Annotated in this window: 14 protein-coding genes and 1 riboswitch; of the genes, 7 read left to right on the top strand and 7 right to left on the bottom strand. The window is 72.4% G+C overall.

Features of this window, described 5'->3' with window-relative positions; genetic code table 11:
- Complete coding sequence (locus tag KIK06_RS19455; protein WP_268644602.1) at positions 1–483, top strand: nitroreductase family deazaflavin-dependent oxidoreductase; 483 nt, start codon at positions 1–3, stop codon at positions 481–483.
- 57 nt (positions 484–540) lie between these two features.
- Here the strand turns inward: KIK06_RS19455 and KIK06_RS19450 are convergent, their stop codons facing one another.
- The 4 genes from KIK06_RS19450 to argJ form a co-directional block, all read right to left on the bottom strand.
- Positions 541–693, bottom strand: coding sequence for a hypothetical protein (locus KIK06_RS19450; protein ID WP_017599300.1), 153 nt, complete (start codon positions 691–693; stop codon positions 541–543).
- Positions 694–753: 60 nt separating this feature from the next.
- Positions 754–1,191: a hypothetical protein gene (locus tag KIK06_RS19445; protein WP_268644601.1), complete on the bottom strand. Its 438-nt coding sequence runs from the start codon at positions 1,189–1,191 to the stop codon at positions 754–756.
- A gap of 136 nt (positions 1,192–1,327) precedes the next feature.
- Positions 1,328–2,314: an RNA polymerase subunit sigma-70 gene (locus KIK06_RS19440; protein WP_268644600.1), complete on the bottom strand. Its 987-nt coding sequence runs from the start codon at positions 2,312–2,314 to the stop codon at positions 1,328–1,330.
- 59 nt (positions 2,315–2,373) lie between these two features.
- Positions 2,374–3,531 (bottom strand): bifunctional glutamate N-acetyltransferase/amino-acid acetyltransferase ArgJ, encoded by a 1,158-nt coding sequence (gene argJ, locus KIK06_RS19435; RefSeq protein WP_268644599.1) that lies wholly within the window; start codon positions 3,529–3,531, stop codon positions 2,374–2,376.
- 168 nt (positions 3,532–3,699) lie between these two features.
- Between argJ and KIK06_RS19430 the strand changes: the two genes are divergently transcribed.
- On the top strand, positions 3,700–4,734 hold the full coding sequence (locus KIK06_RS19430; protein ID WP_017599304.1) for a serine hydrolase domain-containing protein: 1,035 nt from the start codon (positions 3,700–3,702) through the stop codon (positions 4,732–4,734).
- Here the strand turns inward: KIK06_RS19430 and otsB are convergent.
- Positions 4,703–5,530 carry a trehalose-phosphatase gene (gene otsB / locus KIK06_RS19425; RefSeq protein WP_268644598.1) on the bottom strand — a complete coding sequence of 276 codons (828 nt, stop codon included), beginning with the start codon at positions 5,528–5,530 and terminating at the stop codon, positions 4,703–4,705. The two genes, KIK06_RS19430 and otsB, sit on opposite strands and share 32 nt — an antisense overlap.
- 211 nt (positions 5,531–5,741) lie before the next feature.
- Entirely contained in the window at positions 5,742–6,026 is a 285-nt protein-coding gene (locus tag KIK06_RS19420) for a DUF3263 domain-containing protein (RefSeq protein WP_017599306.1), read from the bottom strand.
- 229 nt (positions 6,027–6,255) lie between these two features.
- Between KIK06_RS19420 and KIK06_RS19415 the strand changes: the two genes are divergently transcribed.
- From KIK06_RS19415 to KIK06_RS19405, 3 genes are all read left to right on the top strand, one after another.
- Complete coding sequence (locus tag KIK06_RS19415; protein ID WP_268644597.1) at positions 6,256–7,536, top strand: S8 family serine peptidase; 1,281 nt, start codon at positions 6,256–6,258, stop codon at positions 7,534–7,536.
- 392 nt (positions 7,537–7,928) lie between these two features.
- Positions 7,929–8,564, top strand: coding sequence for a GrpB family protein (locus tag KIK06_RS19410; protein ID WP_051059183.1), 636 nt, complete (start codon positions 7,929–7,931; stop codon positions 8,562–8,564).
- A gap of 77 nt (positions 8,565–8,641) precedes the next feature.
- Positions 8,642–8,881 (top strand): SDR family oxidoreductase, encoded by a 240-nt coding sequence (locus KIK06_RS19405; RefSeq protein ID WP_268644596.1) that lies wholly within the window; start codon positions 8,642–8,644, stop codon positions 8,879–8,881.
- 47 nt (positions 8,882–8,928) lie between these two features.
- Here the strand turns inward: KIK06_RS19405 and KIK06_RS19400 are convergent, their stop codons facing one another.
- Positions 8,929–10,365, bottom strand: a complete 1,437-nt coding sequence (locus KIK06_RS19400; protein ID WP_017599309.1) for an alpha,alpha-trehalose-phosphate synthase (UDP-forming) — start codon at positions 10,363–10,365, stop codon at positions 8,929–8,931.
- A gap of 296 nt (positions 10,366–10,661) precedes the next feature.
- Positions 10,662–10,804: riboswitch (SAM riboswitch) on the top strand.
- Positions 10,805–10,817: 13 nt separating this feature from the next.
- On the opposite strand from KIK06_RS19400, the gene thrC reads away from it, so the two are divergent.
- Positions 10,818–12,077: a threonine synthase gene (thrC, locus tag KIK06_RS19395; RefSeq protein WP_017599310.1), complete on the top strand. Its 1,260-nt coding sequence runs from the start codon at positions 10,818–10,820 to the stop codon at positions 12,075–12,077.
- 88 nt (positions 12,078–12,165) lie between these two features.
- The gene (locus KIK06_RS19390; RefSeq protein WP_017599311.1) at positions 12,166–12,444 is read left to right on the top strand and encodes a ubiquitin-like small modifier protein 1; all 279 of its coding nucleotides are present in this window, start codon (positions 12,166–12,168) and stop codon (positions 12,442–12,444) included.
- Positions 12,445–12,472: the final 28 nt, after the last annotated feature.

The raw sequence follows: 12,472 nt of genomic DNA, 5'->3' as shown, positions 1-12,472 counted from the left end.
ATGGAGATCACCCAGCGCCCAGCACCGCCGACCGGCATCCGCCGCCTGCTGTTCCGGGCCCCCATCCACCTCTACCGCATGCGCCTGGGCTGGCTCTTCGGCGGCCGGTTCCTCCTGCTGAACCACACCGGCCGCGTGTCGGGCAAGCGGCGCCAGGTCGTCATCGAGGTCGTCGAACACGATCGGACGGACGGCAGCTACGTGGTCTGCTCCGGGTTCGGCCCGAAGGCCGCCTGGTACCAGAACCTCCTGGCCACACCCGAGAGCAGCATCCGGGTCGGGCTGCGCACCGTCCCCGTCACCGCCCACCCCCTCGGCACCGAGGAGGGCGGCGACTTCATGGCCCGCTACGCGCCCCGTCACCCCAAGGCGGCACGCAGACTCGTGCGCTTCATGGGCTTCTCCGTCGACGGTTCCCAGGAGGACTACCGCGCGGTCGGGCAGCATCTGCCCTTCGTCCGTCTCCGCCCCCGCCCCTCATGAGGGTTCGCCGTATGACTGCCACACCCGCGTCCGGGGGCGCGGTCCCGCCTGCCGCCGTCAGCCCCGGGCGTCGCGGGCGATGCGGTAGAGCACGTTCGGCCGCAGGGGACCCTCGGGCGCGGCGGGGTCGGCGTTCATCGCCGCCCAGGGGTCGAGGTCGGACTCCCGCCACGGACGAAGGGTGAGGCGGTCGGTGCGCGGTTCGGTCATGGGACCCAGCCAACGCGGATCCGCGCCCCGGGGCAACCGCCCCTCCCCGAGGGAACGGCCTCAGCCGATCCGTGTCATGGAGGACTCGTAACCGCCGCCCGGGTAGGTCCACGGACCGCTCACGGTGTCACCGTCCGGAGAGAACGTCCCCTCGTAGAACGCGGGCGAGCCCTTCTCCCCGCCCCAGATGGTGAGCGTGTCCCCCTCCAGTTCGTAGACGTAGTCGAAGGTGTTGCCCTGGGCGTCGTAGAACCGCGACCGGATGTCGGCGCTCGGCTCCTCGGCGCCGAACGGCCTCTCACGGCCGATGACCTCCATCCCGATGATCGCCTGCCCGCCCTGGACCAGCCTGACGTCCTGGACGAGGAAGTGCCGGCCCGGCATCCACCGGAAGGTGACGGTCCCCTCCGCGCCTCCGCCGACCTTCCAGGTGCCCGCCAGGCGGTCCAGGGCGCTCAGGGCGGGGTCGGGGGTCGCGGTCCTCGTGTACTCGGTCATGGCGGTCGCCTTTCCTGGGTTCCCGGCGGCGGTTCGCTGCCGCCGCCCTGTCACCCGTATGACCGCCGCGCTCCGGAAAAGGAATCGGTCCCGCGTGGGAAATCCTCGGACCGGGGCGTGTCTCGCGGAACACGTCCTAGGGCTCACGGGTCAACGGCAGCCCGAACGCGGGCAGGATCTCGGGGCCGAACGTGGTGATCTCCGCGATGCGGCCGTCCTCGATCCGCAGGACGTCCAGATTGACCGCCGTGTACGCGTCCTCTCCCGGGGCGCGCACGTAGTTGACGGCGGCCGGTCGGCGGTTGGCGGCCACCGGCACCGAGATCCACGAACCCCATGCCCCGTCACCGGTGAGGACCGGACGCCACATGTCGAGGATCGCCGCGCGGCCGTCGTAGACCAGCGACGCGGGCGGCATGGTCTGGCGCGCGTCCTCGCGCAGCAGGGCGGCCAACCCCTCCAGATCGGCGTTCTGGGACGCCGCCACGAAGCGGCGAAGGACGGCGCGTTCCTCCTCGCTGGGCGCCGTGGCCGGACCCCACTCCGCCCGGCGCGGCGGTAGGACGTCCCGCAGGGTGGCCCGGGCCCGCTGGAGCGCGCTCTTGACGGAGGGAACGGTCATCTCCAGCGCGCTCGCGGTGTGGTCGGCGGTCCACCCGACGACGTCACGCAGGATGAGCACGGCGCGCTGGCGCGGCGGCAGGTGCTGGAGGGTGGCGAGGAAGGCGAGTTCGACGGTCTCGCGCGCGACCGCCCGCGCCTCCGGCCCCTCCTCCTCCGGCGCGGCACGGTCCAGGAGTTCGTCCGGGTAGGGCTGGAGCCAGGTGACCCCGGTGAACGGTGAGGCGCTGGGCGCCGTGGCGTTCGGAGCCCGACGCGGGCCGCGCCGGGCCAGGGCGTCCAGGCAGACGTTGGTCGCGATCCGGTACAGCCAGGCGCGGAACGTGGAGCGCCCCTCGAAGCTGGCGCGGTTGCGCCAGGCCCGCAGCAGGGCCTCCTGCACCATGTCCTCGGCCTCGGTGAAGGAGCCCGTCATGCGGTAGCAGTGCACGCGCAGCTCGTGGCGGTGGCGTTCGGCGTGCTCGGTGAAGGTGGCGTCGTCGATCACACCGGTCTCCGGCACGTTCGGCCGCCCTCCCCTGGGAGCCCCCCACGGAGGGCTCCCACGCGTTCGTCGTCGGATCAGGTGGTGTAGTCGGCGTTGATCCGGATGTAGCCCTCGGTCAGGTCGCAGCCGTACACGGTGAAGGCGCCGTCGGCGATCCCCAGGTCCACGGAGATCACCACCTCGTCGCCCTTCATGTGCTCGGCGGCGCGGGCCAGGACCTCGTCGGTGGCCTCGGCCGGGAACGTCTCCACGTCCCCGAAGAGGATCCGCACGCGGTCCGGCTCGACGTCGGTCTCGTCCTCGCACTTGCCGATCGCCATCGCCACCCGGCCCCAGTTCGGGTCCGCGCCGTGCACGGCCGTCTTCACCAGCGGCGAGTTCACGACCGTCTTGCCGATCCGCTTGGCCTGGGCGTCGTCGCGCGCACCGGTCACCCGCACCTCGACCAGCTTGCTGGCGCCCTCGCCGTCGGAGGCGATCATCCGCACCAGCTCGAGCGCCACCCCGTACAGCGCCTCCTCGAACTCCGCCGTGTCCACCGGACCGGCGAGCCCGTTGGCGAAGATCGCCGCCGAGTCGCTGGTGGAGGTGTCCGTGTCGATGCTCAGGGCGTTGAACGTGCGGTCCACGACCCGGCGGAACACCGCGTCCAGCACCGGCTGGTCGAGGTCGGCGTCGGTGAAGAACCAGGCCAGCATGGTCGCCATGTTGGGCTCGATCATGCCGACGCCCTTGGCGATGCCGGTCACCGTGGCCGACCCCGCCCGGGCCGAGGCCGTCTTGGGGTGGGTGTCGGTGGTCATCATCGCCGCCGCCGCACGGTCCAGATCGGCCGGGGGGAACTCGGCGGGCAGCGCGTCCAGGTGCGCCCGGACCTTGTCCATCGGGTACGGCTTGCCGATCACTCCCGTGGAGGCGACGAGGATCTCCTCGGGCTCCACCCCCGCCGCGCGCGCCACGCGCTCTCGCACCTCGCGGGCGTTGGCCTCGCCCGTCATGGTGGCCACATTGGCGTTGCGCGCGATGACCGTGACACCGCGCGCGCGGCCGTCCGCCGCCGCCTGACGGCTGATCACCACGCTCGACCCGGCGAACCGGGACTTGGTGAACACGGCCGACACGTGCGCGGGAACCTCGGACACCACGGCGAAGAAGTCGTCCTTGGGGTCCTTGATCCCGATGTTGCCCGCGACGCCGCGGAATCCGGCGGGTACGGGGGTCTGGCTGCTCATCGTCCTCCTCCGAGCTCGATGGGCGACACCTTACTTCCTGCTCTGACCAGCAGGCATTACGGGCGTGGCCGATGAGGGTTTCGTACCGTGCGTGACCAGCGCGGGTGTGACAACGAGTGATTAACGGGGTATCCGCCGAGAGGGTGACCACCACGGGGGAGGCGTGTCGTGCGTGACGGTGACTGGCTCACGGAGACCGGGGGGCGGATCCGCGGAGTCCTGAAGGTGATGGTGGACGCCGGGTGGATGCCCGGCGGCGCCGCGGTCATCGGGACCGGCGGGATGTGGGAGTTCGTCGCGGTCGGGAGAGTGGACGGGGAGGCGGAGACCGCCCCGGACGTGTTCTACGACGTCGCGAGCCTGACCAAGGTCATGGCCACCTGGCCGCTCGTGGGCCGGGCCGTCGGCGAGGGGGTTCTCGACCTGGACGCCCCGATGTCCGAATACCTGTCCGCCGACGGCCTCCCGGGCGCCGGCGTGACCATCCGCGAGATCCTCACCCACACGAGCGGACTCAACCCGGTGACCTGGCTGGAGCGCTACGTGGGCACCGACCAGGACCTGGCCGAGGCGATCCTGGCCGACCCCTTGGAGGACCGCGGCCACCACCGGTACGTCGACCGCGGCTTCATCCTGCTCGGGCTGCTCCTGGAACGCCGGTACGGGGCCCGCCTGGACCGACTGGCCGACGACCTGTGGGACGAACTGGGGATGCGCTCCACGACCTTCGGCCCGCTGGCGCGTTCTCCCTCCGTGGCACCGACCGAGCGCCGTCTGGCCGGCGCCGCTCCCGGGTGGGGGGTGGTCCACGACGAGGCGGCGGCGCTCATGGGCGGCGTGGCGGGGCACGCCGGGGTGTTCACCACCGCCATCGACCTGGGCGCCTTCGCCCGCGAGCTGCTCCGGATCGGTGAGGGCTGCGGCGGTCCGGTCCCGTCGCCGTTCGCGCGGGAGAGCTGGCAGCCGCACGTGGACGCGGGCCACCGCCTCGGGCGGGGACTGGGATGGCTGGTCACCCCGGAAGGGGTCGTCTACCACAACGGGTACACCGGGACCAGCCTGTTCATGCACCCCGCCAGCGGCCGCTACGTCGGCGTGCTCACCAACGCCGTGCACTACGGCCGGGAGCGGACGGGGCTGGGGGAGTTGCGTTCGGCGGCGCGGGCCGCGCTCACGCCCCAGGCCCACGGATCGACGCCGTGAGGTCGGCGATGAGGTCGCTCAGCCCGGCGGGGCCGGGAACGACGAGGTCGGCGGCTTCGGCCACGGCGGTGACCTCCTCGGAGGAGGAGCACACGGTCAGCCCGGCGACGCCGTGCGCGCGCAGGTCGGCCACGGCGTCGAAGGCGGGCAGGTCGCCGAGGTCGTCGCCCGCGTAGAGGACCGTGCGCGCGTCCGACGTCCGCACCAGCTCGGTCAGTGCCGCACCCTTGTCCACACCCTGTGGACGGAGTTCGACCACCATCCGCCCGGGCTCCACCCGCAGCTCGGCCCGCTCGGCCAGCGCCTTCAGGGACGGGGTCAGCAGGGCGAGCGCGCCGTCGGGGTCGGCGGTGCGGCGGGTGTGCACGGCCAGAGAACGGCCCTTGTCCTCGATCCACGTGCCCTCCGGCGCGCCGACGCGGTCGATCAGGCCGGGGAGCTCACGTCGAACCAGGTCCACGCCGGGCGGAGGGTCGGCGGCCAGAACGCGCCCGTCGGCCCAGCGCTCGGCCCCGTAGTGGCCGAGGACGGTGATGCCGGGAACCCGGTCGAGCCCACCCAGGCGCACGGCGGTGGCGGCGGGGCGGCCGGTGACCACGGCGACGGAGCCGATGAGTCCGGCCAGTTCGGCGAGGCGGTCCACGACACCGGGGAAGGGCGCGGATGTGCGCGGGTCGTCGACGATGGGAGCCAGGGTTCCGTCGAAGTCGAAGGCGGCCAGGGCCTTGGCGGGCTCGGCCAGGAGGGAGTCGAGCGCGGCGCGTCCGGCGTCCGTACTCGGTCGGGGCAGGGACATGCGCGTGCCTTTCGGGTCGCGGCGGTCGGAGCCGTCCGGGCGGTCAGGGTACCGGTCCGCCCTCGATCGGCGCCTCCGGCGCGGTGTCCCCTTCCGGGGGGCGGTGCCGCAAGGGGGTGGCCCGTGCGACCCGCCCGGGGCTCCTACTCGGTCGAGGAGGGGTCATCCGCGGCGGAGGGTGGGCCGGGGCGACCGGTGCGTTCGGGCGGGGTCAGAGCCGTATTCCGAGTTGGCGTGCGTTGCGTTGGCGCCGTCTGTCGGCACGCAGCCGACGCAGACGTTTGACGGTCATGGGGTCGAAGGCGAGTGCCTCGGGCCGCTCCACCAGCCCGTTGAGCAGTTGGTAGTAGCGGGTCGCGGAGAACCCGAACTCGTCACGGATCGCCTGTTCCTTGGAGCCCTCGAACTTCCACCACTGGCGTTCGAAGGCGAGGATGCGTTGTTCGCGTTCGGCGAGGGCCGACTGACCGTCCTCGGTTGGACCGATATTCGGCATGGGACACCCCCTGGACGGGAAATTGGATGGTCCGGATCGGCGCGACTCATGCTAGCGACTCGACATGCCGGATGAGGAGCGCGGACGTGAGGACTGGCACGGGGGATACAGTTGCGTTTCCTCACCGTCCGGCCACTTGTACACGCCGGAATCCTGTGCTCGTGACAGAATTGCGGTGGTCCGGGGGAGGGCCGTGAAACGCTGGCCGCAACGTTCGAGGGAGCCCGTCGTGCTCGGGGGCAACAACCGTAACAGGACACGCAAGCGTCGCTTCGGAGCCGCGGGATGCGCGGTCGCCACCGTGATCGGTCTCACGGCCGCCCCGGCGGCGGCCGACGGCGACGGTCTCCCCGACCTCCGTCCCGAGCAGTGGGGCCTGGTGTCGATCGGCGCCCAGGAGGAGTGGGCGGTCACCCAGGGCCAGGGCGCCGTCGTCGCCCTGCCCGGAGTCCCGGTCCCGGAGGAACACCCCGACCTCGTGGACAACGTCCGCGTCGACACCGAGTTCGGCGCCAACGAGGGCGACCTCGACGAGGGCACCGCGCTGGCGGTCCTGGTCGCCAGCCACGGGCACGGACGCGACGCCGAGGGCGGTGTGCTCGGTGTGGCCCCGGAGGCCGGCCTGCTGGTCCTGCCCACCGACGACGCGCTCCCGGACGCGGTCCGCTACGCGGCCGACGAGGGCGCCCACGTCATCCTGCTGCCCGAGGCGGCCGGCACCGGAGCGACGGACGGGGCCGCCGGCCCCACGGGGACCACCGGCGCGGCCGGTACCGGAACCGCCGGCGGAACGGTCGGCGCCGACGGCGCCGGGGAGATCAGCGCGGTGGACGCCCCCGATGACGACCTGCGCGCCGCGACCCGGGAGGCGACCGAGTCCGGCGTCCTGGTCGTGGGTCCGGCGGGGGGCGACGACCCCAGCGTCCTCTCCGTCGCCGGGGTCGACGAGAACGGCGCCCTGATCCCCGACAGCCCCGCGACGCAGACCATCGAACTCACCGCCCCCGGCGCCGACCTGGCCGTCGCGGACGCGGACGGCGGACAGGACCAGGTGACCGGGACCCCCTACGCCGCCGCCATGGCGGCCGGGGCCGCGGCACTGCTGCGCGCGGAGTACCCGCGACTGAGCGTCGAGCAGATCCGTCAGTCGCTCGTGGAGGGATCCCAGGAGGGCCCGGACGGGCTGCCCACGCTCCACCTGCCCTCGGCCCAGGCCCAGGCCGCCGAGAGCGCCGGGGGCGTTCCGCTCGAGGACCTGGCCGACCGCGCGGACCAGGGACCGCGCGTCCCCCTGTGGGCCTGGTTCGCCAGCATCGGCGCGGTGCTGGTCCTGGGCGTCCTCCTGGCCGTGGTGTGGGTGCGGCGCTCGACCGCCGATCCCTACGGCGTGCGTGAGGAGCGCCGCGAGGAGGAAGAGGGGATCGCCGCCGAACGCGGCAGGGAGGCCGGGGAGCAGGAGCCGCCGTCGCGTCGGAAGGGCGGTCGGCGCCGCAAACCGCGCGGGAGGTAGCCGGCGGACCGTGCGAGGGGTGTCGGCGTCCGGCGTCGGCGGCCGCTCCGGGGCGTCGAACCGCCCGCGCCCGTCGTCCACGGCCCGACGATCCGCCCTGGCGCCGCCCGCCCCTCACCGGGCCCACTCGATACAGGGGTGCCGAACCACCGACCGCCTCGTGCTGCCCGCACACCGCCGCGGCGGCCTCCGCACGGGCCCGCCCGCCGGCGACGGAGGGCGGTCCCCGGCGTCCTCGGCGCCGGACCCACCCCGGCGCGGAACCGCGCCAACCTCAGGGTCGTCGCCTGTCGTGACTGGTCATCCACCTTGGGTGGTCATTTGTGCGCGTGCATATGTAAGCACGCCCGGCCGTCTTGACGTGGGCGCGCCAGGAGAGAAGGCTTTGTGGAATGTCACCCCTTGAAGCGTCACCGTTGCCCTCGCGAGGCGGGTCGGTGACCGGGATCCGTCCCGAACACCGCAACCTCGTCAACGGGCGTGTGCACCTGTCCGAGTACGACCCCAAATGGCCCTATCTGTTCAGGCGTGAGTCCGACCGGGCCCACGCCGCGCTCGGCGACCGCGTCCTGCTCTTCGAACACGTCGGCTCCACCGCGGTACCGGGGCTCGCGGCCAAGCCCTGTCTCGACCTCCTGCTCGTGGTCGCCGACTCCGCGGACGAACCCGCCTACCTCCCCGACCTGGAGGCCGCCGGGTACAGCCTCGTCATCCGCGAACCCCACTGGTACGAGCACCGGCTCCTCAAGGGCCCCAACGTCAACCTCAACCTGCACGTGCTCACCGACGGCTGCGTCGAGGTCGAGCGGATGCGCGCCCTCCGCGACCGGCTGATCGCCGACGCCGACGCCCGTGAGCGCTACGAGGCGCACAAGCGCGAACTGGCTGAACGGACGTGGGACCGGATCCAGGACTACGCGCAGGCCAAGTCCGAGGTCATCGAGGAGATCCTCGCCGCCGCCGGCGCGCCGGGCCCCGACGCCGACCACGGCGGAGGGGGCGAGCACGCGGATCCGGCCGAGTCCTGACCCCGGCGGTCGCCGCTCCCGGACCCCGCTTCCCCGCGCGAGAACGCGCGTGAAACCGCCCCACGGCCACTCCAGGCGTGGTTCTCTGGTCACCGCGCGTACGTGAGGGCCTGGACGAGCTGGGCCAGGACTATCTGGAGCGCATGCGCTCGGCGATCCCGCTCGGCCGGATCGGGGAGGTCGACGACATCGCCTCGGCCTGCCTGTTCCTGGCCGGTCCCGGGACGTCCTTCATCACCGGCCAGGCCCTGGTGGTCGACGGCGGCCAGGTGCTGCCCGAGGACGGCCGGGCCTTCGCGGCCCGGGTCGCGGGCTGAGACCGGTGGCGGAGCCGACTCCGCCACCCCGCGGTCCCGGCCGCCCCTCAGCCCAGTGAGCGCAGCTGGTCCTGGAACCACCGCCGCGGCGGCAGCGCCACGGCGGCCTCCCGCAGCCGTCCGCGCCGTGCCCGACGCTCGTCCGCTCCCATCGACAGCGCCCGGTGCAGGGCCTCGCCCGTCTCCACGGTGTCGTACGGGTTGACCAGCAGCGCGTCCCCGCCCAGCTCGTCCGCCGCGCCCGCCTCACGCGACAGCACCAGCACCGAGTCCCGCTCCGACAGCACCGGTCCCTCCTTGGCCACCAGGTTCATACCGTCCCGGATCGGGTTGACCAGAAGCACGTCGGCCATCTGGAAGGACGCCAGCGAACGCGGGTAGTCGTCGTTGACCTCCAGGACCAGCGGAGCCCACTCGGCCGTGCCGAACTCCTCATTGATCTCCTTGGCCACGCGCAGCACCGCGTCGGTGTACTCCTGGTACTCGGGAACGTCTCCCCGGCTCGGGTAGGCGAACGCCAGGTGTGTGACCCGACCGCGCCACTCCGGGTGCGCGGTCAGCAGCTCCCGGTACGCCTCCAGGCCGCGCACGATGTTCTTGGACAGCTCGGTCCGATCCACCCGCACGATCAGCCGGGTGTCGCCGACGACCTCCTCCAGAGTCTCCCGGCGCTCCGCGACGCGGGGGTCCGCCGCGCTCGCGCGCAGCCCCTCCTCGTCCGCGCCCAGGGCGTGCACGCCCACCTCGACCACCCGTCCGCCGTGCTCGACCGTGCGCTTGGCGAGGTCCACGTCGGCGCGCAGGATCTCCGCGCAGCACCGCAGGAACGCGTCGGCCCAGCGCGGGCTGTGGAAGCCCAGGCGGTCGGCGCCGAGCATGCCCTCCAGCAGTTCGCGGGCGACCTGGTCGGGCAGCATCCGGAAGTACTCCGGCGGGGCCCACGGGGTGTGCGAGAAGTGCGCGATCCGCAGGTCGGGGCGCCGGGCGCGCAGGATGCGCGGCACCAGCGCCAGGTGGTAGTCCTGCACGGCCACGCGCGCGTTGTCGGCGGCCCCGGCCACCAGGGCCTCGGCGAACGCGTTGTTGTAGGCGGTGTAGTCCTCCCACCGCCGACGGAACGCGGAGCCGAAGGACGGCTTGTTCGGGGTGTCGTACAGCATGTGCTGCGTGAACCACAGGGTCGAGTTGGCGATCCCGGTGTAGGCGCCCGCGAAGGTCTCCTCCGGGATGTCCAGCATGTGGACGCGCATGCCATCCAGGTCGTGCGTGCGGTCCAGGCGGGCCCCCGGGGCCTCGGCGGCGGCGCGGCGGTCGGAGGGCGACAGGGCGGCGCACACCCAGAGGCCGTCGATCTCGGAGGCCACCGAGATCATCCCCGACACGAGTCCGCCGCCGCCCCTGCGGTACTCCAGGGAGCCGTCGTCGGCGGTCGAGAAGGACACGGGTCCCCGGTTGGAGGCGATGAGGATCTGTGCCTTGTCCACGTGCTCGTCCTCTCGGTGGCGCGGAAGGGTCTGCCGCCCGTGAGCGGGGGGTGGTGCGGGGCGGGGTGTTCCCTGGAGTCTCGCCTGCGGACCGGGGCCCCAAACCCGCGCGGGGGCAACGCGGGCGCGCGTCACACCCCGGAAACCGAGCACGTGCACTCTGACGGCTCTGACCAGGGAGCATCTCACCATGTGAGCGGTTTCGTGTAATCCAGGTCACCACATGTGGAAAGCCGGTCAACGTGTCCGTTACAGTGACCGTGCGGATCCGACGGGATCGGCGCACAATTTCATATTGCTCATCCAGAGGGGTGGAGGGACCGGCCCTGCGAAGCCCCGGCAACCATCTCAGCATGCGATACTCGCGCTCCTCGCGAGGCGGCTGAGGCAGGTGCCAACTCCGGCCTGGGGTCAAGGTGGCCACCAGGAAAGATGAGGGGAGACGCCTCGCCATGGCGATTGCCGCCACAGAACCCACCTCCGTCCGCTCCTTCGGCCCCGCGACCGCGCTGTCCTGTCGCGAGTGCGGTGAGCGCTACGACCTCACCCCCAGGTTCGCCTGCGAGTTCTGTTTCGGTCCCCTCGAGGTCGCCTACGACTTCGGGGCCGTCACCCGCGCCGACATCGAGAGCGGCCCGAACAACATCTGGCGCTACCGCTCCCTCCTTCCGGTGCCGACCAACGTCGCCGAACTCCCGAACATGAACCCCGGCCTGACCCCGCTGGTCCGCGCCGACCGCCTCGCCGCCGAGCTCGGCCTGGACTCCCTCCACGTCAAGGACGACTCCGGCAACCCGACGCACTCCTTCAAGGACCGCGTGGTCGCCATCGCCGTCGAGGCCGCCCGCACCTTCGGGTTCACCACCCTGTCCTGCTCCTCCACCGGCAACCTCGCCGGCGCCGTGGGCGCCGCCGCCGCCCGCGCCGGTTTCGAGTCCTGCGTGTTCATCCCCGCGGGCCTGGAGGAGGGCAAGGTCGTCATGGCGGCCGTCTACGGCGGCAAGGTCGTGGCCATCGACGGCAACTACGACGACGTCAACCGCTTCTGCTCCGAGCTCATCGGCGACCCCGCCGGCGAGGGCTGGGGCTTCGTCAACGTGAACCTGCGCCCCTACTACGGCGAGGGCTCCAAGACGCTGGCCTACGAGATCGCCGAACAGCTCGGCTGGCGCCTGCCCGAGCAGATCGTCATCCCGATCGCCTCCGGCTCCCAGCTGACCAAGATCGACAAGGGCTTCCAGGAGCTGATCAAGCTCGGCCTGGTCCAGGACCGCCCGTACAGGATCTTCGGCGCCCAGGCCACCGGCTGCTCCCCGGTCGCGAAGGCGTGGGAGGCGGGCCACGACGTCATCCAGCCCGTCAAGCCCGACACCATCGCCAAGTCGCTGGCCATCGGCAATCCGGCCGACGGGCCCTACGTCCTGGACATCGCCCAGCGCACCGGCGGGTCCGTGGAGCACGTGAGCGACGCCGAGGTGGTCGACTCCATCAACCTCCTCGCCCGTACCGAGGGGATCTTCGCCGAGACGGCGGGCGGCGTCACCACCGGCGTCCTGCGCAAGCTCGTGCGCGAGGGCAGGCTCGACCCGAAGGCCGAGACCGTCGTGCTCAACACCGGTGACGGGCTCAAGACCCTCAACGCCGTGGACGCGGGCGTGACCGCCACGATCGCCCCCTCCCTGTCCGCGTTCGCCGAGGCGGGCCTGCTGTAGGGGCCGCCGCGGCCTCCCCGACGACCTCGCGGGATCCGGTGACGTGCTTTCGGATCCCGCACCCATCCGACGAAGGAAGAACACCCACATGAGCGCCAGCGTCCGCGTGCCCACCATCCTGCGCACCTACACCGACGACGCCTCCGAGGTGACCGCCGAGGGCGCGACCCTCGCCGAGGTCATCGACGACCTGGAGGCCAACTACCCGGGCATCCGCGCCCGGATCCTCGACGACGCGGGCAAGGTCCGCCGCTTCGTCAACGTGTACGTGGGCGACGAGGACGTGCGGTTCGAGAAGGGCCTCCAGACCGAGGTGGCCGACGGCGCCCAGGTCTCGATCATCCCGGCGGTCGCCGGGGGCTGCTGAGCCGCCTCCGATCCGCGACCCCGAACGG

Source organism: Nocardiopsis sp. EMB25 (assembly GCF_026797795.1).
Taxonomy (GTDB): domain Bacteria; phylum Actinomycetota; class Actinomycetes; order Streptosporangiales; family Streptosporangiaceae; genus Nocardiopsis; species Nocardiopsis lucentensis.
The sequence above is the reverse complement of the archived record's forward strand: the minus strand, read 5'-3'. Positions and strand labels throughout refer to the sequence as shown.

Excerpts from the sequence above, each read along its gene's own strand:
- KIK06_RS19455 (WP_268644602.1), top strand. The coding sequence starts at position 1 with ATGGAGATCACCCAGCGCCCAGCACCGCCGACCGGCATCCGCCGCCTG.
- KIK06_RS19450 (WP_017599300.1), bottom strand. The coding sequence starts at position 693 with ATGACCGAACCGCGCACCGACCGCCTCACCCTTCGTCCGTGGCGGGAG.
- KIK06_RS19445 (WP_268644601.1), bottom strand. The coding sequence starts at position 1,191 with ATGACCGAGTACACGAGGACCGCGACCCCCGACCCCGCCCTGAGCGCC.
- argJ (WP_268644599.1), bottom strand. The coding sequence starts at position 3,531 with ATGAGCAGCCAGACCCCCGTACCCGCCGGATTCCGCGGCGTCGCGGGC.
- otsB (WP_268644598.1), bottom strand. The coding sequence starts at position 5,530 with ATGTCCCTGCCCCGACCGAGTACGGACGCCGGACGCGCCGCGCTCGAC.
- KIK06_RS19420 (WP_017599306.1), bottom strand. The coding sequence starts at position 6,026 with ATGCCGAATATCGGTCCAACCGAGGACGGTCAGTCGGCCCTCGCCGAA.
- KIK06_RS19410 (WP_051059183.1), top strand. The coding sequence starts at position 7,929 with ATGTCACCCCTTGAAGCGTCACCGTTGCCCTCGCGAGGCGGGTCGGTG.
- thrC (WP_017599310.1), top strand. The coding sequence starts at position 10,818 with ATGGCGATTGCCGCCACAGAACCCACCTCCGTCCGCTCCTTCGGCCCC.
- KIK06_RS19390 (WP_017599311.1), top strand. The coding sequence starts at position 12,166 with ATGAGCGCCAGCGTCCGCGTGCCCACCATCCTGCGCACCTACACCGAC.